26 protein-coding genes and 1 pseudogene are annotated in these 24018 nt (G+C 42.0%); 26 read left to right on the plus strand and 1 reads right to left on the minus strand.

The window, feature by feature from the left end; all coding sequences use genetic code 11:
• The first annotated feature begins 75 nt into the window (after positions 1–75).
• The 24 genes from LG34_RS01735 to LG34_RS01845 all read left to right on the plus strand — a co-directional run bounded on the left by LG34_RS01735 (position 76) and on the right by LG34_RS01845 (position 21773).
• Complete coding sequence (locus LG34_RS01735) at positions 76–1113, plus strand: RluA family pseudouridine synthase (RefSeq protein WP_109214597.1); 1038 nt, start codon at positions 76–78, stop codon at positions 1111–1113.
• Positions 1114–1120: 7 nt separating this feature from the next.
• Positions 1121–1768 carry a histidine phosphatase family protein gene (locus tag LG34_RS01740; RefSeq protein ID WP_181369250.1) on the plus strand — a complete coding sequence of 216 codons (648 nt, stop codon included), beginning with the start codon at positions 1121–1123 and terminating at the stop codon, positions 1766–1768.
• Complete coding sequence (locus LG34_RS01745; protein WP_109214599.1) at positions 1768–2301, plus strand: Holliday junction resolvase RecU; 534 nt, start codon at positions 1768–1770, stop codon at positions 2299–2301. The genes LG34_RS01740 and LG34_RS01745 overlap by 1 nt, the downstream gene beginning before the upstream one ends.
• A gap of 128 nt (positions 2302–2429) precedes the next feature.
• Positions 2430–3614, plus strand: coding sequence for an ATP phosphoribosyltransferase regulatory subunit (hisZ, locus tag LG34_RS01750; protein ID WP_109214600.1), 1185 nt, complete (start codon positions 2430–2432; stop codon positions 3612–3614).
• Between the two features lie 12 nt (positions 3615–3626).
• Positions 3627–4277, plus strand: a complete 651-nt coding sequence (hisG, locus tag LG34_RS01755) for an ATP phosphoribosyltransferase (protein ID WP_109214601.1) — start codon at positions 3627–3629, stop codon at positions 4275–4277.
• Position 4278: 1 nt separating this feature from the next.
• Positions 4279–5580 carry a histidinol dehydrogenase gene (gene hisD / locus LG34_RS01760; protein WP_109214602.1) on the plus strand — a complete coding sequence of 434 codons (1302 nt, stop codon included), beginning with the start codon at positions 4279–4281 and terminating at the stop codon, positions 5578–5580.
• Positions 5581–5596: 16 nt separating this feature from the next.
• Positions 5597–6190 carry an imidazoleglycerol-phosphate dehydratase HisB gene (gene hisB / locus LG34_RS01765; RefSeq protein WP_109214603.1) on the plus strand — a complete coding sequence of 198 codons (594 nt, stop codon included), beginning with the start codon at positions 5597–5599 and terminating at the stop codon, positions 6188–6190.
• Between the two features lie 2 nt (positions 6191–6192).
• Entirely contained in the window at positions 6193–7476 is a 1284-nt protein-coding gene (gene hisIE, locus LG34_RS01770) for a bifunctional phosphoribosyl-AMP cyclohydrolase/phosphoribosyl-ATP diphosphatase HisIE (RefSeq protein WP_109214604.1), read from the plus strand.
• Positions 7477–7719: 243 nt separating this feature from the next.
• Positions 7720–7998, plus strand: a complete 279-nt coding sequence (locus LG34_RS01775) for a hypothetical protein (RefSeq protein ID WP_109214605.1) — start codon at positions 7720–7722, stop codon at positions 7996–7998.
• Positions 7999–8149: 151 nt separating this feature from the next.
• A complete protein-coding gene (locus LG34_RS01780; protein ID WP_333491037.1) occupies positions 8150–8854 on the plus strand; it encodes an ABC transporter ATP-binding protein in 705 nt (234 codons plus the stop codon).
• A gap of 10 nt (positions 8855–8864) precedes the next feature.
• On the plus strand, positions 8865–12428 hold the full coding sequence (locus LG34_RS01785; protein WP_109214607.1) for an FtsX-like permease family protein: 3564 nt from the start codon (positions 8865–8867) through the stop codon (positions 12426–12428).
• Between the two features lie 153 nt (positions 12429–12581).
• Entirely contained in the window at positions 12582–14453 is a 1872-nt protein-coding gene (locus LG34_RS01790; protein ID WP_109214608.1) for a TIGR03960 family B12-binding radical SAM protein, read from the plus strand.
• Positions 14437–15156, plus strand: a complete 720-nt coding sequence (locus LG34_RS01795; protein WP_109214609.1) for a TIGR03936 family radical SAM-associated protein — start codon at positions 14437–14439, stop codon at positions 15154–15156. Before LG34_RS01790 ends, LG34_RS01795 begins: the two co-directional genes overlap by 17 nt.
• Positions 15146–16339, plus strand: a complete 1194-nt coding sequence (locus LG34_RS01800; protein ID WP_242979771.1) for a ribonuclease E/G — start codon at positions 15146–15148, stop codon at positions 16337–16339. Before LG34_RS01795 ends, LG34_RS01800 begins: the two co-directional genes overlap by 11 nt.
• A gap of 101 nt (positions 16340–16440) precedes the next feature.
• Positions 16441–16749, plus strand: a complete 309-nt coding sequence (rplU, locus tag LG34_RS01805) for a 50S ribosomal protein L21 (RefSeq protein WP_109214610.1) — start codon at positions 16441–16443, stop codon at positions 16747–16749.
• A gap of 24 nt (positions 16750–16773) precedes the next feature.
• The gene (locus tag LG34_RS01810) at positions 16774–17097 is read left to right on the plus strand and encodes a ribosomal-processing cysteine protease Prp (protein WP_109214611.1); all 324 of its coding nucleotides are present in this window, start codon (positions 16774–16776) and stop codon (positions 17095–17097) included.
• 5 nt (positions 17098–17102) lie between these two features.
• Positions 17103–17393 carry a 50S ribosomal protein L27 gene (rpmA, locus tag LG34_RS01815; protein WP_021738743.1) on the plus strand — a complete coding sequence of 97 codons (291 nt, stop codon included), beginning with the start codon at positions 17103–17105 and terminating at the stop codon, positions 17391–17393.
• A gap of 70 nt (positions 17394–17463) precedes the next feature.
• Positions 17464–18750 carry a GTPase ObgE gene (gene obgE, locus LG34_RS01820; protein WP_109214612.1) on the plus strand — a complete coding sequence of 429 codons (1287 nt, stop codon included), beginning with the start codon at positions 17464–17466 and terminating at the stop codon, positions 18748–18750.
• A 79-nt stretch (positions 18751–18829) separates the two neighbouring features.
• Positions 18830–19117, plus strand: coding sequence for a ribosome assembly RNA-binding protein YhbY (gene yhbY, locus LG34_RS01825; protein WP_109214613.1), 288 nt, complete (start codon positions 18830–18832; stop codon positions 19115–19117).
• Between the two features lie 24 nt (positions 19118–19141).
• Entirely contained in the window at positions 19142–19765 is a 624-nt protein-coding gene (gene nadD, locus LG34_RS01830; RefSeq protein ID WP_109214614.1) for a nicotinate-nucleotide adenylyltransferase, read from the plus strand.
• Positions 19762–20355 carry a bis(5'-nucleosyl)-tetraphosphatase (symmetrical) YqeK gene (gene yqeK / locus LG34_RS01835; RefSeq protein ID WP_109214615.1) on the plus strand — a complete coding sequence of 198 codons (594 nt, stop codon included), beginning with the start codon at positions 19762–19764 and terminating at the stop codon, positions 20353–20355. The genes nadD and yqeK overlap by 4 nt, the downstream gene beginning before the upstream one ends.
• Before the next feature lie 4 nt (positions 20356–20359).
• Positions 20360–20713 (plus strand): ribosome silencing factor, encoded by a 354-nt coding sequence (gene rsfS / locus LG34_RS01840; protein WP_109214616.1) that lies wholly within the window; start codon positions 20360–20362, stop codon positions 20711–20713.
• Positions 20714–20844: 131 nt separating this feature from the next.
• Positions 20845–20991 (plus strand): hypothetical protein, encoded by a 147-nt coding sequence (locus LG34_RS16585; RefSeq protein ID WP_015529224.1) that lies wholly within the window; start codon positions 20845–20847, stop codon positions 20989–20991.
• 104 nt (positions 20992–21095) lie between these two features.
• Positions 21096–21773, plus strand: coding sequence for a hypothetical protein (locus tag LG34_RS01845; protein WP_109214617.1), 678 nt, complete (start codon positions 21096–21098; stop codon positions 21771–21773).
• Between the two features lie 335 nt (positions 21774–22108).
• Here LG34_RS01845 and lexA read toward each other — a convergent pair whose 3' ends face one another.
• Positions 22109–22726: a transcriptional repressor LexA gene (gene lexA / locus LG34_RS01850; RefSeq protein ID WP_109214618.1), complete on the minus strand. Its 618-nt coding sequence runs from the start codon at positions 22724–22726 to the stop codon at positions 22109–22111.
• Positions 22727–22994: 268 nt separating this feature from the next.
• Between lexA and yneA the strand changes: the two genes are divergently transcribed.
• Complete coding sequence (yneA, locus tag LG34_RS01855; protein WP_109214619.1) at positions 22995–23417, plus strand: cell division suppressor protein YneA; 423 nt, start codon at positions 22995–22997, stop codon at positions 23415–23417.
• Positions 23418–23747: 330 nt separating this feature from the next.
• Positions 23748–24018, plus strand: a pseudogene (locus tag LG34_RS01860) (hypothetical protein); the annotation flags it as partial.

Consider the following 24018-nt stretch of genomic DNA (forward strand, 5'->3'; position numbering starts at 1 on the left):
TGCATGATGCACATCTCACAATAAGAATGACAAAATCATTTTTGAATATTTTATAGAAAGAGAAAAACATCCTTTATGAAAGAATTTTCTATTTCATCCAAAGAAGCGGGACAGCGCATGGACAAATACCTGTTTAAAGTACTAAATCAGGCATCCAAAGGCTTTGTCTATAAAATGCTTCGCAAGAAAAACATTGTATTAAACGACAAAAAAGCAACCGGACAGGAAGTTTTAAAGGCAGAGGATCAGATCAAAATCTATCTGTCTGACGAAACCTTTGCCAAATTTGCTTCTGCACTGGTAGAAACTCCGGAAGCTGCATCAAAGGTTTCAGCAGCATCTGAAACAGGCAAAACTGCTGCAAAAACAACAGCAGTACGCCATCCGAAAATTCAGATCGTCTATGAAGATGATGATATTTTGATTTTGAACAAACCGGTTGGCATGTTATCACAGAAAGCGGAAAAGACCGATTATTCTGCCAATGAACTTGTCATCGACTACCTGTTAGAGAGTGGTCAGTTGACCAGAGCAGAACTTCGTACCTTTCATCCGTCTATCTGCAACCGGTTAGACCGCAATACATCCGGACTTTTGATTGCCGGAAAAACCATGCATGGTTTGCAGGAGATGGCTAAAGCTCTGAAATCCAGGAGTATGCAAAAATATTACCGTTGTCTGGTGGCAGGACAGATTACCGAAGATGCACATTTAAAGGGGTATCTTGTTAAAGACCACAAAACGAATAAAGTTTCTATTCAATCAAAAGAAACAAAAGATGCGTCCTATATTGAAACAGCATATCATCCGGTTCAGACTTATGGAAACACAACGCTGCTGGAAGTGCATCTGATCACCGGTCGTTCTCATCAGATCCGTGCGCATCTGGCAAGCATCGGACATCCGATTCTTGGAGATGGCAAATACGGAGATCCGGCAAAAAATAAGAAGCTGCGGGAAGCCTGTGGCATTCGTTCTCAGCTTTTACATGCATACCACATGGAATTTCCGGGAGGAACCGTCGTTACCGCACCGGAACCGGGAACTTTTCAAAAAGCAGAGCAGTGGGCGCTGCATACCGCTCCTACGGAAAACAACAGAAAAAAGAGGTAAGAAACAAATGTATTTATATCTTATGAGACATGGAGAAACGTTCTGGAACAAAAAAGGACTGATTCAGGGTTCTTCCGATATTGAGCTGACTCCTTATGGAGAAGAACTGGCGCGTGATACCAGAGATGGATTTGAAAAAGATCAGATTCATTTTCAGCGCATTTACAGCAGTCCATATAAACGGGCAGTCCGTACAGCAGAAATCATTGCAGAAAAACAGGAAGCAGACGTACAGGTAGACATGCGGATACGGGAAATGTGTTTCGGAAAATATGAAGGTGAGAAAATCAAAGCGGTAAAAGAAGTAGATGAAAATATCGCGAACTGTTTCCTTCACCCATCCCTGTATATGGCAGATGAGACCGCAGATTCCTTTCAGGATCTCTATGACCGCATTGCCGCATTTTTAAAGGATGAGGTAGTTCCGATGGAACAGGATCCTTCCATTGAAAATATTCTGGTGGTTTGTCATGGTGCTGTCATCCGGGCATTTCTGACCTATCTTCGCAAGATGCCGTTAGATGAATTCTGGTCGATCCATCAACCAAACTGCTGTGTCAACCGGATTCGTCTGGAAAACGGGATCTTTACGATTGAAAAGGAAAATATCTTATATTATGACGATCCGGAACTGCTGCATCGGGGAGTACTGTAATGCCAACCTGGAACTCCCGCGGACTGCGTGGCTCCACACTGGAGGAATTTATCAACCGAACCAATGAATGTTACCGGGAAAATCATCTGGCACTGATCCAGAAAGTCCCAACCCCGATCACACCTATCAAAATTGATCAGCAGAACCGCCATATCACGCTGGCTTATTTTGATCAGAAAAGTACCGTTGATTATATCGGTGCGGTACAGGGCATCCCGGTCTGCTTTGATGCAAAGGAATGTCAGACGGATACGTTTCCGCTGCAAAACATTCATCAGCATCAGGTAGACTTTATGCAGGAATTTGAACGGCAGGGCGGTATCGCTTTTTTCCTGATCTTTTACTCTCACCGGGATCAGTTCTATTACCTGACCTTCCGTCAGTTAGAGAAGTTCTGGATCCGAATGGAAGAAGGTGGCAGAAAGAGTTTTCGGTTGGATGAACTGGAAGAATGTTACTTTTTTACCGGTCATAACGGACTGCTGGTTCCCTATCTGGATGCTTTACAGACAGATTTGAATCTCAGGGATTGACATTTTAAAGGTAATTTCATATAATGATTAAAGATTTTTGTGTGTTAGCACGGTAGCACAGTAAAGTGATTCCGGAAAAATGCGTGAAAAACAGTTGAAAATGGAACATAAAGGGGACTGAAAAAGAGATGAATCAATTATTACATACGCCGGAAGGTGTCAGAGACATTTATAATGATGAATGTGAACGCAAAATCATTCTGGAGGAACGGCTGCTGACCGTATTAAAATCTTACGGCTATCATCCGATTCAGACACCGACTTTTGAATTTTTTGATATTTTTGGAAAAGAAATCGGTACCACACCGTCCAAGGATTTATACAAGTTTTTTGACCGGGAAGGAAATACCCTGGTGCTTCGCCCGGATATCACACCGTCTATCGCAAGATGCGCGTCCAAATATTATATGGAGCAGGCGATTCCAATCCGGTTGTGCTACACCGGTAATACGTTTCGGAATAATTCCAGCTATCAGGGGCGTTTAAAAGAAAATACTCAGTCCGGTGCCGAGCTGATCGGTGATGGAAGTGTAGAAGCAGATGCAGAAATGCTTGCACTTTCCGCACAGCTTTTAAAAACAGCAGGACTGAAAGAATTTCAGCTGAGTGTCGGGCATGCAGATTTCCTGAGAGGCTTATTTGAAGCTGCCAATCTGGAAGAAGATGTTATGGAAGAGATCCGAAATCTTTTGTTAAACCGCAATCTGTACGGCGTACAGGAAGTAGTAGAGCAGCATGTGGCAGACGAGAATTTAAAACAGTTATTCGGTCTGTTGACGGATGTTATGCTGGATAAGGAAAAAATTACAGCTGCCAAAGCATGGGCTGCTGATTATCCGAGAGTATTCCACGCACTGACACGTTTAGAAGAACTGGATGAGCTTCTGGAAGTATACAAGATCCGCAAATATGTTTCGTACGAGCTGGCAATGATATCCGGATTCAATTATTATACCGGCATCATTTTTGCGGGATATACATTCGGAAGCGGCGAAGCCATTGTAAACGGTGGTCGATACGACAATCTGTTACAGTCTTTCGGTAAATCTGCACCATCCATTGGTTTTGCGGTTGTCATCAATCAGTTAATGGCGGCACTGCAGCGACAGAACGTACGTATTCCATTTGAGAATACAACCAAATGGTTTATTTACAGTGGGCAATACCGTCAGGATGCCATCAAAGATGCACAGGTACTCAGAAGCCGTGGCGAGCAGGTAGAACTGATGCCATTAACCGAGCAGAATACCCGGGAAGTATACGAGACATATGCCGAGCAGAATCACATTCAGGATATTATTTTTTACATGTAGGAGGACCGATCCATGAGATATTTAACATTTGCATTAGGAAAGGGACGTTTAGCAAATAAGACCCTTGAAATGTTTGAAAAAATCGGTATCACCTGCGAGGAAATGAAAGATAAAGATACCAGAAAGCTGATTTTTGTAAACGAAGACTTAAAACTGCGTTTCTTCCTCTCCAAAGGACCGGATGTACCGACTTATGTAGAGTACGGTGCCGCAGATATCGGAATCGTCGGCAGAGATACGATCCTGCAGGAAGCCCGCAATATTTATGAAGTACTGGATCTTGGTTTCGGGAAATGCAGAATGTGCGTCTGCGGACCGGAATCTGCCAGAGATCTGCTGCAGCATCATGAGCAGATCCGCGTAGCGACCAAATATCCGAAAATTGCCAAAGATTATTTTTACAATAAAAAACATCAGACCGTAGAGATCATTAAATTAAACGGTTCCATTGAGCTGGCACCGATTGTTGGTCTGGCTGATGTCATCGTGGATATCGTCGAAACCGGATCTACCTTACGCGAAAACGGACTGACTGTTTTAGAAGAAGTTTGCCCGTTATCTGCCCGTATGGTAGTCAATCCGGTAAGTATGAAGATGGAGCAGGAGCGAATCGGCAAACTGATCTCCGATCTGCGTGAAGTAATGAATAAAGGAGAAAACTAAGATGCGTACGTTAAAACTTACAAAGGAAACCATTCAGAATATATTGACAGACCTGTTAAAAAGAAGCCCGAACAATTATACCCAGTATGAAAGCAGTGTCAATGAGATCATTGCAAATGTCCGCACAAACGGTGATACAGCGATTTTTAACTATACAAAGAAATTTGACGGTGCAACCGTAACGCCAGAAAATATCGAAGTCACAGAGGCTGAGATTGCAGAGGCTTATGAGCAGGTTGATCCGAAATTATTAGAGGTTATCCGCAAAGCAAAAGAAAACATTCGTGTGTATCATGAAAAACAGAAACAGTACAGCTGGTTTGACAGCTCCATTCCGGGAACCATGCTTGGTCAGAAAGTAACTCCGATTGCAAAAGCAGGTGTGTACGTTCCGGGTGGAAAAGCTGTATATCCTTCTTCCGTACTGATGAACATTATGCCTGCAAAAGTCGCCGGTGTAGAAGAAATTATTATGACAACTCCATGTAACAAAGAGGGTAAAGTCAATCCTTCCACACTGGTTGCCGCAAAAGAAGCAGGTGCAGACCGCGTCTTTAAAGTAGGTGGCGCACAGGCGATTGCAGCTCTGGCATTTGGAACGGAGAGCATCCCGAAAGTAGACAAGATCGTAGGACCGGGTAACATTTATGTTGCTCTGGCAAAAAAAGCAGTGTTTGGACATGTCAGTATTGATTCCATCGCTGGTCCGAGTGAGATCCTTGTACTGGCAGATGAGACTGCAAATCCACGTTTTGTAGCAGCAGATCTGTTATCTCAGGCAGAGCATGATGAACTGGCTTCCGCAATCCTGATCACCACAAGTGAAAAATTGGCAGAAGAAGTATCCAAAGAAGTAGATGGTTTCTGTGAAGTTCTCTCCAGAAAATCAATTATTGAAAAATCATTGGAAAACTATGGCTATATCCTGATTGCACCGGATCTGGATACTGCCATCGATACTGCAAATGAAATTGCATCCGAGCATATGGAGATCGTAACTGCAAATCCATTTGAGGTTATGACAAAGATCAAAAATGCAGGAGCTATTTTCCTTGGTGAATACAGCAGCGAGCCGCTTGGTGACTATTTTGCCGGACCAAACCACGTCCTTCCGACAAACGGAACAGCAAAATTCTTTTCTCCGTTGAGTGTCGATGACTTTATTAAAAAATCAAGCATTATCTCTTATTCCAGAGATGCATTGCATGCGGTATACAAAGATATTGCACAGTTTGCAGACTGTGAGCAGCTGACTGCACATGCAAATTCTATCCGCGTCAGATTTGAAGACGAAGACAAATAATTCGGAGGGCGAAAAAATGGCAGAAAAACGCATCTCACAGGTTCAGAGAAAAACAAACGAGACAGATATTTCCCTGTCTCTGAATCTGGACGGAAACGGTAAACAGAATATTTCCACCGGAATTGGATTTTTTGACCATATGTTATCCGGTTTTACCAGACATGGCTTCTTTGATCTGGATCTGCAGGTAAAGGGAGATCTGGAAGTAGATTGCCACCATACCATCGAAGACACCGGTATTGTCCTTGGCAATGCGATACGGAAAGCACTGGGCGACAAAAAAGGCATCAAACGGTTTGGCAGTATGATCCTGCCAATGGATGAAACCCTGGTCTTATGTGCCATTGACCTGTCCGGACGCCCGTATTTTGCATTTGACGCAGACTTTACGACTGATCGAGTGGGAGATATGGATACAGAAATGGTACGTGAATTTTTCTATGCGATTTCCTACGCCGCAGGCATGAACCTGCATATGAAGGTTCTGTCCGGAACGAATAATCATCATATTATAGAAGCACTGTTTAAAGCGTTCGGGAAAGCGCTGGATGATGCTTCCTCCTATGATCCGCGTGTAACGGATATTTTATCGACGAAAGGCAGTTTATAACGATGAACAAAAAAAATTTAATTGCAACCATATATTTAAAAAACGGAAAACTGGTCAACGGTTTCAAAGATCATACCGAGCAGGATGATCTAATCGAACGGATCCGTCTGTACAACGACAACGGTATTGACAAAATCTACCTGTTTGACCTGTCCGACAATGACGCGGAGCATGAGCTGAATCTTCATACCATGAAAGAAATCAACCGCGTAGCTGAGATTCCGGTTTATGCCGGCGGAAATATCAACCGTCTGGAGGATATCAAGAAAATTTTATATGCCGGATGTAAAAAAGCAATCTTAAATCCGGTAAAAGATGTGACTGCACAGGTGTCAAAAGAAGGTGCATTACGTTTTGGCAAAGATAAACTGGCATTATCCATCCACAATGTGGACCTGTTTTTTAAACAGAAAGAAGATGTAGAAAACAACACAAGTGAGCTGATCGTGCTTGACCCGGCACTGATGGGAACGCTTGGCAACGTTACCGATATGCCATATTCCATGCTTCTGACAGAGACTGATAACGAGAGCGTCTGCAAGGCATTACAGGCAGATGAAACTATCACTGGTGTATCTTCCAGAACCATCAGTGCCTATGATGCAGATGTAATGGGACTGAAAGCATATCTGGCAGAACAGGGAATTGCAACCGGTCACTTAGAATCTTCCTGTGACTGGTCTGAGTTTAAATTAAATTCCGATGGTATGATCCCGGTTATCGTACAGGATTACAAGACCAATGACGTACTGATGCTTGCTTACATGAATGAAGAAGCATTCCAGACCACCCTGTCTCTTGGTAAAATGACTTATTACAGCAGAAGCAGAAATGAACTCTGGACAAAAGGCATGACTTCCGGACATTATCAGTATGTGAAATCTTTATCCATCGACTGCGACAAAGATACCATTCTGGCAAAAGTTTCCCAGATTGGAGCTGCCTGCCATACCGGCAACCGCAGCTGCTTCTACACCGATATTGTAAAAGAAGAATACAATGAGAAAAATCCACTGGAAGTATTTGAAAACGAGTACAATCTCATTCTGGATCGCAAACTGCATCCGAAGGAAGGCTCTTATACCAATTACCTCTTTGACAAAGGAATTGATAAGATCTTAAAGAAAGTCGGTGAGGAGGCAACAGAAATCGTCATCGCTGCCAAAAATCCGGATCCGGAAGAGATTAAATATGAGATCGCTGATTTCCTGTATCATATGATGGTTATGATGGTTGATAAGGGTATCACCTGGGAAGAAGTTTTAGAAGAACTTTCACAACGTTAGAGCATTTAGTTTTGAGGATTTTAGCAATTCTGAAAAAATATGTCAGCTTATGTTGTTCAGAATCGCGTAACATATCTTACGTGTGTTCGGCTTTAAAACTTTCGGAATATAAAAAAGACAACCGCATATATAAATACAAAAAGGCTATGATTACAAAAACGTAATGATATGCCTTTTTTGTTTGACGAAAAACTTATCGAAACATTGTTATGGTTTGAGAAACAACAAACAGGAGGGTATGGTATGCAGATGGAACAATATGAAAATCGAAAAAATTATGTAGAATCCGTAAAAAACAGCTTTGCCTCACCGGGGAAAAAGACTTATCCGGAAGAACAGGAAAAACGTCCCCGAAGTTTTCTTGGACTTCGGTTTGTGCTGGCACTTTTTCTGTTTTTAGGTTTCCTTGGCATGCGTCAGACCGATTTTTCCTGGCATTCCTGGAACGCAGAAAAGATTACACAGCAGATCCAAAGTTCCATCAAATTCCCTCAGATTCTGGAAGTATTAAACCGGTTATAAAAGCTTAACCAGACAGTTTAAAAATTTTGCAGTGAATAAACGCAAACCAGAATGGATCCATTACTGGAAATTTTATACTTTCTTTCTTGCTTCTCATTTGAGATAAAACTATAATAGAATTAACATTTTTTATAAATTACACAGGAGAAAGATTATGTCATATATCGATTTTGACCATATTACAAAAGAATATAATTCCGGCGGAAGTTCCATTTTCGCATTAAAAGATGCTTCTTTTTCCGTGGAAAAAGGGGAACTTGCCGTCATCCTTGGCGCTTCCGGTGCCGGTAAGACAACGGCGCTGAATATCCTTGGCGGAATGGATACTGCTACATCCGGGAAAGTGCTGGTGGACGGCGCAGATGTCACCGCTTTTGGCAAACGCCAGCTTACCCAGTACCGACGCACGGACATCGGTTTTGTCTTTCAGTTTTACAATCTGGTGCCAAATCTGACGGCATTAGAAAACGTTGAGCTGGCTTCCCAGATCTGTGAGGATTCTTTAGATGCCGCACAGACGTTGGAAAAAGTAGGGCTTGGCATGCGTATGAAAAACTTTCCGGCACAGTTATCCGGCGGCGAACAGCAGCGTGTTTCTATAGCCCGTGCATTGGCAAAAAATCCGAAACTTCTGCTGTGCGATGAACCGACAGGAGCATTGGATTACAACACCGGAAAGCAGATTCTTCAGCTTTTACAGGATACCTGCAGAAAGGAAAAAATCACTGTTCTGATCATCACCCACAATTCCGCACTGGCTCCCATGGCGGACCGCCTGATCCAGTTTAAAAGCGGAACGGTGATCAGTGAAACCAGAAACGAACATCCGGTTTCGATTTCAGAAATAGAGTGGTAGTGTAGGACAAATGAAAGCATATTTGAAAGATATTTTTCGAACAATCAAACTTGAGAAAAAACGATTTTTCTCCATTTTGCTCATCACATTTCTTGGCGTGACAATGTTTGCCGGATTGTCGGCAGGCTGCCGGGATCTTCGTGCTTCGGCTGATCGTTTTTATGATGAACAGAAATTATATGACATTAAGATTCAGTCCACCTTTGGTCTGACCGATGAAGATGTGGAGGCACTCTCCCAAGTCAAAGAAGTAGCCGAAGCACATGGAACTTACAGTGAGACCGTTCTGGTACAGGCGGATGATCTGCAACAGAAGGCAGATGTAAAATTACTGGATGAAAACGGATTAAGCCAGCCACGTCTGTTAGATGGCACGATGCCTTCTAAGGCGTCGGAAATCGCTGTATCCCAAAATTATTGTGCAGACACCGGCAAGACGATCGGAGATACGGTAACCCTTTCTCCGCAAAACAGCGAGGATGCCGATACAACCTCTGCCTTAAAGCAAAAAAACTATACAATTACAGCGGTCATGCTGGATGCAACCGATCTGATCGCCGATAAAGGAGCAGCGTCGTTTCGTTCTTCTCAGTCATCCAAATATTTCTTTTATGTTACGCAGGAAGCTTTGGATAACGATGTTTATTCTGCTGTGGAGCTTCGTATCAATGGGGCAGAAGCGTTATCCTGTTTTTCCGAAGAATATACCGATCTGGTTTCAGACATAAAAAAACGCATTGAAAAAGAAATCAAATCCGACCGGGAGCAGGCGCGCTATGATTCCATTATTGCAGATGCCGTGAGCGAGCTACATGATGCAAAAGACGAAGCAGCAGAAAAATTTGCGGATGCCGACGCACAGATTGCAGATGCCAAGACAGAACTGGCAGATAGCAGAACCGAAATCTGTTCCGGCTGGCAGCAATTACAGGACGGTATGAATCAGTTACAGCAGCAAAAAAACTTAGCTGCACAGAAATTCAAAGATGGATATGCTGAACTGGAGAACGGCTGGCAGCAGCTTCAATCCGGAAAACAGCAGATCAGTGCTGCAAAAGAAGAATTAAGCGGACATACAGATCAGCTGACACAGGCTTCTGATACCTTAAAGCAGCAAAAACAGGAAACGCTTCAGAAACTGTCCGATGCGGAAACAAAGCTTACAGAAGGTCGAACACAGGCAGAATCCGGAAAAGAACAGATTCAGGCACAGATTTCTTCCATGCAGGCACAATTTGGTGATGCATGGCCGCAGAGCGCATGGGAAGCTTACGAAGCCAGTGTAACTTCTGGCAATCCGGATGCAGACGCAAGGGCTCAGGTAACAGAACAGTTACAGGCATCAATAGATGCAGTCTGTGCACAGTTAAACGGACAATTGGAACTTCTAGATCCATCTGCCGAAGATTATGAAACACAGAAAGCAACACTGGAAGCACAGATTGCTCAGATACAGCAGATCCCATCGGGACTTTCGCAGTTACTTCCACAGTATGAGACCGTTTCCGCAACCCTTGTGGAGCTGGATACGCAGGCAGCTTCCCTGAAAGAACAAAAGCAGCAGGCGCTTGCTCAATTTGATTCTGCGGAGACACAGTTACAGGCACAAAGTCAGCAGTTAGATGCAGCAAAAGAGCAGTTACAGCAGCAGGAGCAGAAATTACAAACTTCAGAAACGACACTGACTGCCGGTCTGAAGGAACTGCAGACACAGGAGCAGAATGCAACTACACAATTTGCCAGTGCCGATCAGGAATTACAGAAAACCAAAGATAAACTGACACAGGCGGAACAGGAACTGAAAGATGGTTCCAAGGAACTGGAAGAACAGATCCAGAAGCTGGAAGAAGAACGTGCGAAAGCAGATGATAAATTTGCAGAAGCACAGGCAGATATTGATGCGATCGACCGTACAAAATGGTATGTACAGGATCGCAGTTCCGTGGGAAGTTACACCACGATCCAGAGCGATGCTGACTCCATTGAAACCATTGGAAATGTATTTCCGATCCTGTTTTTGTCCGTAGCGATCCTGATCAGTCTGACCACCATCACACGTCTGGTAGAGGAAGAACGCGGACAGATCGGTATTTATAAAGCACTTGGATTTTCTGACCGTAAAGTATATGGAAAATACCTGATCTATACCTTATCCGCATGTATTTGTGGTGGTTTGTTAGGAGACATTGGCGGATTTATCCTGTTGCCGAAGTTCCTGTTTATGGTATTTGACACCATGTATAAGATTCCATCCTACACGTACCTGTTCCATGCAGGCTACGGCATCAGCGGTATTTTACTGTTTGTTACAGGTGGATTATTTGCAGCTGTCTGTGCCTGCCACAGCGAATTAAAACAGTGTCCGGCGGCATTGATGCGACCAAAGGCACCGAAAGCAGGATCCAGAGTATTTCTGGAGAAGATTCCATTTTTATGGAAACGCCTGTCTTTCTTAAACAAAGTAACTTTCCGGAATTTGTTCCGTTATAAAAAACGTCTGTTTATGACTGTCAGCGGTATTTTAGGCTGTACGGCATTACTTGTCGTTGGAATGGCAATTAAAAACTCCGTCACAGATCTGATGCCAAAACAGTATGAACATATTTCCCGTTATGATCTGATGGCAGTCACAATAGCAGATGATTTCGACAATTTTACCAATCAGATTTCTTCTGATGATCAGATCCAGGATTATCTGTCCCTGCAGACAGACAGTATACAGGTTGTTAATGATTCTTCCGAAGAAACTATTCCGCTCTATATCATTCCGGATGATGCCCCGATTGAGGACTATATTCGTCTGGAAGCCTTAGACGGAAGTGAACGGGAACTTTCGGATGCTGATATTCTGATCACGCAGAATCTTTCCGAAGTCATGGATTTTTCTGTGGGAGATGACTTACATATCCAGAACAGTGATCTGGAAGAATGTGACTTCCCGATCAGTGGTATTGTCCGCAACTATCTGGGAAATGCTATTTACATCAGACAGAGTCGCTATGAGGCACTGATTGGAAGTGGTTCCTATGCAGCAAATTCCATTCTGGCTCATTTGTCGGATTCCTGTACAGATCCGGTTGCTTATGCAGACCAGCTTTCCAGGGAAAGTGATGTGGTATCCTGTAACAGTGTACAGGCGATGCGGGATGAATTTTCCAAATCCTTTGGATTGATCAACTGTGTCGTTGTTCTTGTGACAGCACTGGCAGCAGGACTGGCATTTGTCGTACTCTTTACACTGGCGACCACAAATATTTCCGAACGTGAGCGGGAACTTGCCACCATCAAAGTACTTGGATTTTTTGATAAAGAAGTCCATTCCTATGTCAACAAGGAAACACTGATCCTTACGGTTATCGGTATTTTGCTTGGACTTCCGGTTGGAAGATTTTTCAGCGGACTTCTGACCAGTGTACTGAAGATGCCTTCCATCTATTTTGCGGTATCGGTACACCCGTCCACGTATCTGTTCGCCGGCGGCATGACATTCCTGTTTGCACTGGCAGTAGATCTGATCACAAACCGTCTGCTGGATCATATCAATATGGTAGATGCATTAAAAAGCGTTGAGTAAACTTGACGCTTTTTCGTGCTGTATGCTACAATTAGAAATCGCGCAGATTCATTGTATAAAAAATAACGAAAATATTTCTTGCACATACAATAAAATCTGCTTTTTAAGAAACCTGAAAAACACAGGATAAATAAAATGATAAGGAAACACAGAATGAATAATAAACTTGCATTAAAGGATGAAATTTTATTAACCATAGACAAGCCTGCCCGTTATATCGGAAATGAGGTAAATATGGTGCGCAAAAATCCGGATGATGTCAAAATCCGTGTGGCATTTGCCTTTCCGGATGTCTATGAGATCGGTATGTCTCATCTTGGCATTCAGATTTTGTATCATCAGTTTAACTTAAGAGACGATGTCTACTGTGAGCGTGTCTATTCTCCATGGCCGGATTTGCACAAAATCATGAAAGAACAGGATATTCCGCTGTTTGCATTGGAGACGCAGGATCCGATTAAGGATTTTGATTTCTTATGCATGACATTGCAGTATGAGCTTTGCTATCCAAATATCTTACAGATTCTGGATCTGGGCAAAATCCCGTTGAAAGCCTGTCAGAGAACCGATGATATGCCAATCGTCGTTGGCGGTGGTCCATGTACCTATAATCCGGAACCCATCGCTGACTTTTTCGATATTTTCTATATTGGAGAGGGCGAAACCGTATACGATGACCTCTTTGATCTCTATGAGCGTATGAAAGAGGATGGCAGTTATAACCGTCATGATTTCCTGCATGAAGCAGCAAAAATCCCTGGATTGTATGTTCCGGCTTTTTATGAGGTATCTTACCACGAAGATGGAACCATTGCGGATTTTCATCCGATCTATGATGATATTCCGACAACCATTCACCGTCAGGTAGTAGAAAATATGTCGGAATCCGTTTACCCGGACAAGCCGCTGGTACCGTTTATCAAAGTCACTCAGGATCGTGTCGTGCTGGAGATCCAGCGTGGCTGTATCCGTGGCTGCCGCTTCTGTCAGGCAGGTATGGTTTACCGTCCGTTACGTGAGCGCAATCTGGAAATGTTAAAAGAAAAGGCTTATCAGATGCTGACAAACACCGGACATGAGGAAATTTCCTTAAGTTCCTTAAGTTCCAGCGATTACACCTATCTGGAAGAACTGTTGACCTTCCTGATCGATGAATTTAAGGACAAAGGTGTAAATATCTCCCTGCCGTCCCTGCGTATTGATGCGTTTTCATTGGATGTTATGAGCAAAGTACAGGATATCCGCAAGAGCAGTCTGACCTTTGCGCCGGAAGCCGGTTCTCAGCGTCTGCGTGACGTGATCAACAAAGGTCTGACAAAGGAAAATATTCTGCACGGTGCAGGACTTGCCTTTGAAGGCGGCTGGAATAAGGTAAAATTATATTTTATGCTTGGTCAACCGACAGAAACCGTAGAAGATATGAAAGCTATCGGTGAGCTGGCAGAGGAAATCGCGGAGCGTTATTACGAGATTCCGAAGGATCAGCGAAATGGAAAATGCCAGATTACAGTAAGTACTTCTTTCTTTGTCCCGAAACCATTCACACCGTTCCAGTGGAGTCCGATGTGTACCAAGGACGAATTCCTTGGTCGTGCAAAAATCGTAAATGAGACCATCAAATCTCAGTTAAATAAAAAAAGTATCCGCTACAACTGGCATGAGGCAGATGTCACCATGATCGAGGGTATTCTTGCCAGAGGCGACAGACGTCTTTGTGATACCATGATCAAAATCTATGAAAAAGGCGGTATTTTTGCAGCATGGTCTGAATTCTTTGATGAGCAGATCTGGCTGGATGCATTTGCAGAAGATCAGATTGATACCGATTTCTATACAACAAGAGTGCGAAGCGAAGATGAGCTTTTCCCATGGGACTTCATCGATGCAGGTGTCACCAAAAACTTCCTGCTGCGTGAATGGCATGCAGCAAATGCAGAGACCGTTACTCCGAACTGCCGTCAGAAATGTGCCGGTTGCGGAGCAATGAAATACAAAGGAGGCGTATGCTATGAGAATAAGAATTAAATTCCGAAAATATGGTGTCATGCGTTTTATCGGACATCTGGATATCATGCGTTATTTTCAGAAAGCCATGCGCCGTGCCAATATCGATATTGCCTATTCCGAGGGATTTTCCCCGCACCAGATCATGTCCTTTGCGGCTCCTCTTGGTGTCGGCATCACCAGTGACGGCGAGTATCTGGATATTGAAGTACATTCTACAAAATCTACCGACGAATCCAGAGATGCACTGAACGCAGTTATGGTAGATGGAATTGAAATTACAGAATATGTTGTTCTGCGTCAGGATGCGAAAAAAGCGATGACTTCGGTAGCCGCAGCAGACTATATTGTTTATTTTAAAAATCAGGTTGATTTTACACAGGAAGAACTGGGGAAAAAAATCCATCAGTATTATGAGGAACGGGAAACCATAGAAGTGACAAAGCAGACGAAAAAAAGTGAGCGTGTCATTGACATCAAACCGTTAATCTATGTATTCCATCCATGTGACTTAAAGGAACTTGGCTGGCAGGGATTTTTCCTGCAGCTTTCCACCGGAAGCACCGATAATATCAAACCGGAACTGGTATTACAGGATTTTTATCAGTATTTTGGGAAAACCTATGATCCATTTAATATACAGATCCACAGAGTGGAGACTTATGAGCGTACAGAAGAAGGCTTAAGACCGCTGTATCAGGCAGGTGACAACCTTGAATCATAAAGTCATTATCACAGATACGTCCATCTGTGGCAGTCAGATACGCATGTGCGCCACGGTATCGGAACAACGCTTAGTGGAAGTCCGCTGTCGAAAGGTAGAGCAGGAATCCATTCTTGGTAATATTTATGTAGGACGGGTACAGAAAGTGGTCCCAAACATCCGGGCGGCTTTTATTGAGATCCAACCGGGACTTGCCTGTTATTATTCCATGGAAGAAGCAGCGGAACCGATTTTTGTCAAAAAGATCCCTTCCAAAAAACTGGTACAGGGAGACGAACTGCTGGTACAGGTGACAAGGGAAAGTGTCAAGACAAAAGCACCTACCGTATCGGCAAATCTGAATGTAACCGGACGCTATCTGGTTCTGACCAGCGGCGATCACCGGCTTGGCTTTTCTTCAAAACTGACCAAACTGGAAAAAGAACATTACCGGGAAGTATTATCCGGTTGCAAAAACGAAAATTTTGGAATCATTGTACGGACAAATGCCAGAGAAGTATCCGATGAATTGCTGTTACAGGAATATGAATCGTTAAAAGAAAAACTAACACAGATGATTCGCACAGCCACGATGCGTACCTGTTTTTCCTGTGTCAGTCGGACACCGGAAAGTTACATGAAGTATCTGCAAAACAGTTATCAGGAAGGCTTTACAGAAATCATAACCGATCTGCCGGAGGTTTTTGAATCAATCCGGCAGCAGCAGGAAAGCGATCCTTCCTTTGCACAGATTCCACTTCGATTGTATGAAGATAATTTACTTCCGCTTGCTGCTCTTTACAATCTGAACAAACAGACAGAAGATGCCCTGCAAAAAAAGGTCTGGTTAAAGTCCGGCGGTTATCTTGTCATTGAACCAACAGAAGCACTGACTGTCGTTGATGTAAATACCGGAAAAAGTGTGACAAAAAAAGACCGACAGGAACATTTTTTGAAGATCAATCTGGAAGCAGCTGCGGAAACTGCCGCGCAGATACGTCTTAGAAATATTTCCGGAATCGTAATCATTGATTTTATCAATCTGGAACGTGAGGAAGATCAGAAGACGGTCATGGAGCATTTAAGACGATGCGTCCGGGAAGATTCCGTACCGGTTCAGGTCGTTGATATGACCAGATTAAATCTTGTAGAACTCACAAGAAAAAAAGTTGAAAAAAGTTTGGCAGAACAGTTGACAGAATAGAAACATTCTGATATTATACAAAAGATGCCGCACAACGAGGTATAAGACTGCAGATCATGCAGCACCGAAATTGGCGAGTAATGATAAATAGGAGGTGCCATATGTACGCAATTATAGCAACAGGTGGTAAACAGTACAAAGTTTCTGAAGGCGATATCATTACCATTGAAAAGCTTGGAGCAGAAGCTGGTGAGACAGTAACTTTCGATCAGGTATTAGCAGTAAACGACGGAAGTCTGAAAATCGGCAATCCGACTGTTGAGAACGCTACCGTAGAAGCATCCGTTGTAGCTAACGGACGTGGCAAAAAAGTAATCGTTTACAAATATAAAAGAAAAACCGGTTACCACAACAAAAACGGTCACAGACAGTGCTTTACCAAAGTTAAAATCGAAAAGATTAATGGTTAATTGAAATTGAAAAGGTAACATGTAATGGTAAAAATAACAGTTTACCAGAACCATGATCAGCAGTTTGTTGGTTTTGATTGTTTGGGACATGCAGAGTATTCCGATGAAAATGACATCGTTTGTGCCGCAGTATCCGCAATGACAATCAACTGCATGAATTCCATTGAAGAGTTTACCGATACTTTGTTTTATTGCGACAGCAATGAGACGGACGGAATGATCTCTTTTCGAATTACAGAAAATAATGGAGCAGATGCGCAGCTTTTGCTGAAATCGCTGGTTTTAGGTTTAGAGAACATGGAGAGTAACTACGAAGAATATATTGATCTGATCTTCGAGGAGGTGTAAGAAACATGATGAACATGAATCTTCAGTTCTTTGCTCATAAAAAAGGTGTAGGTTCTACAAAGAACGGCCGTGATTCCGAGTCCAAGAGATTAGGAGCAAAAAGAGCAGACGGACAGTTTGTAAAAGCTGGAAATATTTTATACAGACAGCGTGGTACTAAGATTCACCCAGGCGTGAACGTAGGTATCGGCGGAGATGATACATTATTTGCAAAAGTAGATGGTGTATTAAGATTCGAGAGAAAAGGAAGAGACAAAAAACAGGCTTCCGTTTATCCAGTAGCAACGAACGAATAATAAAACCATCAATAGACTCGACTTTTATAGCCGAGTCTATTTTCTACTATAAAAAAGGAAAAAGAAAATTATGTTTGCAGACAGTGCAAGAATTATTATAAAATCAGGAAAAGGCGGAGACGGACATGTCAGCTTTCGCCGTGAAAAATACGTCCCAAACGGCGGTCCTGACGGCGGCGACGGTGGAAAAGGCGGAGATGTCATTTTCCAGGTCGATGAAGGTTTGAACACTCTGACAGACTTCAGACATCGTCGTAAATATGCCGCTGAGAACGGGGAAGAGGGCAGAAAGCGTAATTGCCACGGCAAAAACGGTGCAGATATCATTGTGAAAGTTCCGGCAGGAACCATCATCCGTGATGCTGAGACAGATAAAGTCATCGCCGATATGTCCGGTGATAATACCCGCCAGATCATTTTAAGAGGCGGTCGTGGTGGGAAAGGCAATCAGAACTATGCAACCGCTACCATGCAGGCGCCAAAATACGCGCAGCCGGGACAACCGGGCATCGAACTGGAAGTTCGTCTGGAACTGAAAGTTATCGCTGATGTCGGACTGGTCGGTTTCCCAAATGTTGGAAAATCCACGTTATTATCCCGTGTCACCAATGCGCAGCCAAAGATCGCAAATTATCACTTTACAACCTTAAACCCGAACCTTGGTGTGGTTGATCTGGACGAGGGACAGGGCTTTGTTATCGCGGATATTCCGGGACTGATTGAGGGAGCATCGGAAGGAATCGGACTTGGTCATGAGTTTTTGAAACACATTGAGCGTACCAAAGTCATGATCCACATGGTAGATGCGGCATCCACTGAAGGTCGTGACCCGATTGCAGATATTTATGCCATCAACAAAGAGTTGGAAGCATACAATCCGGAACTGGCGAAAAAACCACAGGTGATCGCAGCAAATAAAATTGATGCCATTTATGCCGGTGACGAAGATCCGGTAGAAAAACTGCGTCAGGAATTTGAGCCGCAGGGCATCCGTGTATTTGCGATTTCCGCAGTCAGCGGAAAAGGTTTAAAAGAACTTTTATATGCAGTAAATGAAATGCTGCAGGGCATGGATTCTGAACCGGTTGTATTTGAGCAGGAATACGATCCATCCACAGCAATGTATCTGGATGAACCGTATACCGTTTCCTATGATGAAGAAACGGACGAATTCGTGGTAGAAGGACCACGTATCGAAAAAATGCTTGGCTATACCAATATTGAATCCGAGAAAGGTTTCCTGTTCTTCCAGCGTTTCTTGAAAGATCAGGGAATTTTAGAGGAACTGGAAGGATTAGGCATTCAGGAAGGAGATACGGTACGTATGTATGGTCTTTCCTTTGATTACTATAAATAAAAATATACAAGTCTGATCATGGAACGTTTTTGATATTTTAGATAAGAAACTTTGCATGGTCAGCATATGGAGAATAATTATGACAAGTAAACAGAGAGCTTATTTAAAAGGTCTTGCCATGAATCTGGAGCCGATCTTTCAGGTTGGAAAATCCAGTGTGACACCGGAAATCGTAAATGCGATCTCTGAATGTTTTAACACACATGAGCTGATCAAGCTGAGTGTATTAAAAAACTGTTTTGATGATCCGCGTGAGATTGCAAACGTGATCGCAGAGCGTACTCATTCTCAGGTAGTACAGGTTATCGGCAAGAAAATCGTTTTATACAAACCGGATAAGGATGATCCAAAGATCGTTTTACCGTAATCTGGCAGAAATGGAGTATCAGATATGGCTCTGAATAAAAAAATGGGAATCTTTGGTGGCACCTTCAATCCGATCCATTACGGGCATCTGCTGATCGCAGAAAATGCCTGTGCACAGTTTGATCTGGATCATGTGATCTTTCTGCCGACAGGACATGCTCCCCACAAACAGTTTATGGGAGAGGATATGAGCGTACATCGCTGCCGCATGGTAGAAGCCGCGATCGCAGACAATCCGAAGTTTTCTATCTCATATCGTGAAATTCAAAATTCCGGAGTAAATTATACCTATGCAACGTTACAGCAGCTGCATCAGGAACATCCGGAATGTGAATTGTATTTTATTCTGGGAGCGGATTCCCTGTTTGATTTTGATGACTGGAGACATCCGGAGCTGATCTGTCAATATGCAAAAATACTGGCGGCAGTGCGCGGAAACTGGGATGAAGAGCGGGTGGATGGTCAGATTACCTACCTTCGTGAGAAATACCACTGTGATTTCTACCGTTTAAACACACCAAATTTCAGTGTTTCCAGCAAAGAGCTGCGTGATCGTGCCGCAAACGGGCAGACAATCCGGTATATGGTTCCAGATGTTGTAAACGAATATATCAGAGATCATGCACTTTATCGGGAGGATCCGATATGACAACAAAAGAAATCCAAAAAGATTTAAAAAATAAATTGAAACCGGCAAGATACGAACATACCCTTGGCGTGTCCGATACTGCACAGCATCTGGCCAAAATCCATGGTTATGACTGCGCAAAGGCTGCCCTGGCAGGTTTACTGCATGATTGTGCAAAATACATGGCAGACGATAAAAAAATCGCACTGTGCCGGGAATATGGTGTCTCTATCAGCGATGCGGAATACAAAAATCCGTCTCTTCTGCATGCAAAATGCGGAGCGATCCTGGCAGAACACGAATACCAGATCATTGATTTTGATATTCTGCATGCCATTCGCGTGCATACAACCGGCGTGCCGGATATGAGCCTGCTGGATAAAATTATATTTATTGCGGATTATATTGAGCCGAATCGCGACAAAGCACCACATTTAAAAGAACTGCGTAAACTGGCAGATAAGGATCTGGACGAAACCACTTATCTGATTTTAAAAGATACTGTGGATTATCTGAAAGCTCACGAAGATCAGCCCATGGATCCGACTACGGTTTCCGCTTATGAATACTACAGAGACTGGCATAATAGCCAGAACAGGAAAGGAGTCTGAACAAATGAACGACGTATCACGTAACATGGCAAAAATTGCCTGCCACGCACTTTCTGAGAAAAAAGCAGAAGATATTCAGGTAATCGATATCAGTGAGATTTCTGTCATCGCAGATTATTTTGTTATTGCCAGCGCTGCAAATACCAATCAGTTACAGGCAATGATGGACGCCGCAGAGGAAGATCTGTACAAAGCTGGATTCCACTGTGCACAGAAAGAGGGAAATAATAATTCCAGCTGGATTTTAATGGATTATAAAGATATTATTATTCATCTGTTCTCTAAAGAGGATCGTTTATTCTATGATCTGGAGAGAATCTGGCAGGATGGAAAGATTATCGCACCAGAAGATCTTTAATTCTTTTTTTGTACAGAAGTAACTAGCATTTTTCTATAATTTGTAAAAACAATTATTCTGTAGCAAACCAACCAACAAAACGAAGCGTATTACTGGCAAAACCGGTGATACGCTTTTTTAATGGAGGCAAAATGAAAAAATTTAAAGCTAAAATCTACCTAAAAAACAAAAAAGAATTAAATGAATACCTAAAAAATCTCGTAAAAATAAAGAAAAACCCTACTTTAGAAGATGTGAAATTTTCATTTAAGTGGGGAACAATCCCTTGTGACCAATAACTACCATTTGGAAATATCAGGGAAAAAGAAGATGTGGAGGAAATATAATTATAAATAACGAAATACCTAAAACAATTCCGGTCGCAGACTATGCCGGATATATTATGAAAAATTTTAAACCGGATGTCATAAAATTCAAAAAGCCTGAATCGGAATGGACAGAAGAAGAACATACAGAATATACAAAATGGAGTCTTAAACTGTCTATGGCACATAGATTCAAGCAACAAATACAGGAGAATAAGCCCTTAACAAATAGGGACAAAAGGATTATAGAACGTTTTAGAAGTGGCGCAGATTTCTTTGGCGAAAAAATATGTGGCAAAGAAACATCAAGACTATTCGAACAACCATATACTTTTGATCTATTTGATGAGTGGCAGGAAAAGCACTTTAAAGAACACCCGGAAGACAAAGATAAAACAATCGAAGAGTTATTTGACATACGGCTTTCTGAACAGAAGCTATATCATTACAAAGAAGTAAACGGCAAATATTATGGTGCAGAAATTCCAAAAGAAATACATTACACAGAATATTTCCGATATCTATATTTCAATGTAAAGTATGAATTTAGTGAGAAAACGTATTACAGATCTATCCCATATACAGACAAGGATAAGCAAGAAAGTATATGGGATAGGGAACGTCGCTTCGTTGCACAAGAGATCAGTGAATGGAGAGTGGACGAACTAGAAGATTGGCAGCGAGATCTTATCGAAAAAATAAGAGTCGGTGTTGAGCTGAAAGACGATGATATTGTTAAAGCAATGGGTTATTAAAATCTAAATCATGAGCCTCTTTAATCGAGGAATTCAACGATTTATGATAGCAACAACAAGTTCCAAACTAAATAAAATTAAGGTTTTATTTAGACTACTAATCGTCTGAAACAAGCAAATATTGCTTAAAACAGAGGATAACGATTTTTACGAAAAACAGAAAAATCATGTTTGCGAAAGGATATTTTTGTGACTTAAAAATTTACTATTTAATTTTAATAAGAGAACACCAGCAATTTGTCTCAGTCGCTAACAATCGCTCCTTGAGAAAAATTGCTGGTGTTCTCAATTTACACTGTGATATTTGTGAATTTTTGCGCCACCCGAAACAAGATTTACTTGAAGAATCGGAATGTTCCGATTACTTTTCCCATGATCATGACTTCTGAGACAATGATTGGATCCATAAAGTCATTCTCCGGCTGCAGACGATAATATCCATTTTCTTTATAGAATGTCTTAACCGTTGCAGAATCGTCTACAAGTGCAACAACCATATCTCCATCATTCGCGGTAGGCTGTTGCTGAACCAGTACATAATCGCCATCCAAAATACCCGCATTGATCATACTTTCTCCCTGTACCTGAAGAATAAACGTCGGCTCATTTGGCATAAACTCTGCCGGAATAGGGAAGTAGTTCTCAATATTTTCCACTGCAAGGATCGGTTCCCCTGCTGCAACTTTTCCAACGATCGGAACATTTACCATTTCACGTCTGGTCAGATTAAAGTTCTCATCTACGATTTCAATCGCACGCGGTTTGGTCGGATCACGACGAATATAGCCGTTTTTCTCCAATGTTTCAAGATGTGCATGAACAGAAGAGGTTGATTTCAATTTTACCGCTTCACAGATCTCACGAACTGCCGGCGGATATCCTCTGTTTAAAATCTCTGCTTTAATATATTCTAAAATTTCTCTCTGTTTATCTGTAATTTTTCCGTATGACATAGTGCTGTAATTCTCCTTCATTCATTTAACGGGGATTACTTTCATTATACGCAGTGTATATTATTCCCGAACGAAAAACAAAAGCAATCATTTCCTTCTGTTGATTAAATTATAGCATACCAGAATCTTGAAATCAAACATATATTCCGAAAATTTGTTCGCATCTTGTTCTTGACATTCGAACAAACGTTTTATATAATAATATTATCGAACAGATGTTCCGAACAAATTATCGAACATCATATATTCACAAAGGAGGAGAAACATTATGAGTACCTATTCCGTTATTTATTATACAAACCCATATCAGAGAGCACAGGCAAAAGCTGCCACTGCACACCGCCAGAGTGTACGTGCCATTCGAAGAAAAAAAGCCGCAAAGAGACAACTGATCACTGCATTGATCCTGTTTTTTACAATCATAGCTTCTGTTCTGATCATCAGCAATTGTCTGCGTGCCAATCAGGTAAATGCGTCTTCCGCAAAAACAGAAAATGTTTACTATAAGACAGTAGAAGTGGAAGAAGGCGATACATTATGGGATCTTGCCGATCGCTATATGGGAGAGAAATCCTTCAGCAGACAGGAATATATTAAGCAAGTAAAAGAACTGAATCATTTAAGTGGAGATACAATTGAGAGTGGAGCTTACTTAATGGTTCCTTATGTAGAAACAGTTTCAGAATTATAATTATAGCATGTTAATTGATAAGAAATATTAACAAAATCTCCATGTGTGTTCTATGTGCTTGTATATAATATCATATCAATTCATGAATGTTACTAATACATATGATCAATCTGTAAAAACAAATAAATCGAACAAAGCGTTCGATTTATATTCTCTACATGCCTGAAAGGTATAACTATAATAAAAGATGCTCCATTTCAATGGGCATCTCTTTTAAACATCCTATAACCACATGATTTAGAGTTATTCACATGCATCACGTATAAAGTAATATTTTTATATATTGGCGTTTGAATAATAATATAGCACTTAACCGAACAGGAGACGAACATGCAGCAATCAGAACAATTTTTTTCTAATAAACAGTTAAAACGAATGATCATTCCGCTTTTTATCGAACAGACAAGACATCTGGTAATCTGGCTGGTTCTGATTCACAATATTGCAAATGCGGTTGTTTTTCCATTTGCGGATCCTCTGGGAAAAGGACTACGTGCTACCGGAGATGTACGATTTACCACGGGTATTTCCCTTTTTACAACCATTGGCGTGCGATTCGTTTTATCTGTACTCCTTGGTATCTGGTGCAATCTTGGCGTAA

The organism is Eubacterium ramulus, assembly GCF_003122485.1.
Classification (GTDB): Bacteria; Bacillota; Clostridia; order Lachnospirales; family Lachnospiraceae; genus Eubacterium_I; species Eubacterium_I ramulus_A.

Bases quoted from the DNA above. Each gene is read 5' to 3' on its own strand.
- lexA (WP_109214618.1), bottom strand. From the start codon at position 22,726: ATGTCATACGGAAAAATTACAGATAAACAGAGAGAAATTTTAGAATAT.
- obgE (WP_109214612.1), top strand. From the start codon at position 17,464: ATGTTTGCAGACAGTGCAAGAATTATTATAAAATCAGGAAAAGGCGGA.
- yneA (WP_109214619.1), top strand. From the start codon at position 22,995: ATGAGTACCTATTCCGTTATTTATTATACAAACCCATATCAGAGAGCA.
- hisB (WP_109214603.1), top strand. From the start codon at position 5,597: ATGGCAGAAAAACGCATCTCACAGGTTCAGAGAAAAACAAACGAGACA.
- LG34_RS01745 (WP_109214599.1), top strand. From the start codon at position 1,768: ATGCCAACCTGGAACTCCCGCGGACTGCGTGGCTCCACACTGGAGGAA.
- LG34_RS01785 (WP_109214607.1), top strand. From the start codon at position 8,865: ATGAAAGCATATTTGAAAGATATTTTTCGAACAATCAAACTTGAGAAA.
- LG34_RS01735 (WP_109214597.1), top strand. From the start codon at position 76: ATGAAAGAATTTTCTATTTCATCCAAAGAAGCGGGACAGCGCATGGAC.
- yqeK (WP_109214615.1), top strand. From the start codon at position 19,762: ATGACAACAAAAGAAATCCAAAAAGATTTAAAAAATAAATTGAAACCG.
- yhbY (WP_109214613.1), top strand. From the start codon at position 18,830: ATGACAAGTAAACAGAGAGCTTATTTAAAAGGTCTTGCCATGAATCTG.
- LG34_RS16585 (WP_015529224.1), top strand. From the start codon at position 20,845: ATGAAAAAATTTAAAGCTAAAATCTACCTAAAAAACAAAAAAGAATTA.
- LG34_RS01740 (WP_181369250.1), top strand. From the start codon at position 1,121: ATGTATTTATATCTTATGAGACATGGAGAAACGTTCTGGAACAAAAAA.
- hisD (WP_109214602.1), top strand. From the start codon at position 4,279: ATGCGTACGTTAAAACTTACAAAGGAAACCATTCAGAATATATTGACA.
- LG34_RS01795 (WP_109214609.1), top strand. From the start codon at position 14,437: ATGAGAATAAGAATTAAATTCCGAAAATATGGTGTCATGCGTTTTATC.
- hisZ (WP_109214600.1), top strand. From the start codon at position 2,430: ATGAATCAATTATTACATACGCCGGAAGGTGTCAGAGACATTTATAAT.
- LG34_RS01775 (WP_109214605.1), top strand. From the start codon at position 7,720: ATGCAGATGGAACAATATGAAAATCGAAAAAATTATGTAGAATCCGTA.
- hisG (WP_109214601.1), top strand. From the start codon at position 3,627: ATGAGATATTTAACATTTGCATTAGGAAAGGGACGTTTAGCAAATAAG.
- hisIE (WP_109214604.1), top strand. From the start codon at position 6,193: ATGAACAAAAAAAATTTAATTGCAACCATATATTTAAAAAACGGAAAA.
- LG34_RS01790 (WP_109214608.1), top strand. From the start codon at position 12,582: ATGAATAATAAACTTGCATTAAAGGATGAAATTTTATTAACCATAGAC.
- rpmA (WP_021738743.1), top strand. From the start codon at position 17,103: ATGATGAACATGAATCTTCAGTTCTTTGCTCATAAAAAAGGTGTAGGT.
- LG34_RS01810 (WP_109214611.1), top strand. From the start codon at position 16,774: ATGGTAAAAATAACAGTTTACCAGAACCATGATCAGCAGTTTGTTGGT.
- nadD (WP_109214614.1), top strand. From the start codon at position 19,142: ATGGCTCTGAATAAAAAAATGGGAATCTTTGGTGGCACCTTCAATCCG.
- rplU (WP_109214610.1), top strand. From the start codon at position 16,441: ATGTACGCAATTATAGCAACAGGTGGTAAACAGTACAAAGTTTCTGAA.
- rsfS (WP_109214616.1), top strand. From the start codon at position 20,360: ATGAACGACGTATCACGTAACATGGCAAAAATTGCCTGCCACGCACTT.
- LG34_RS01845 (WP_109214617.1), top strand. From the start codon at position 21,096: ATGAAAAATTTTAAACCGGATGTCATAAAATTCAAAAAGCCTGAATCG.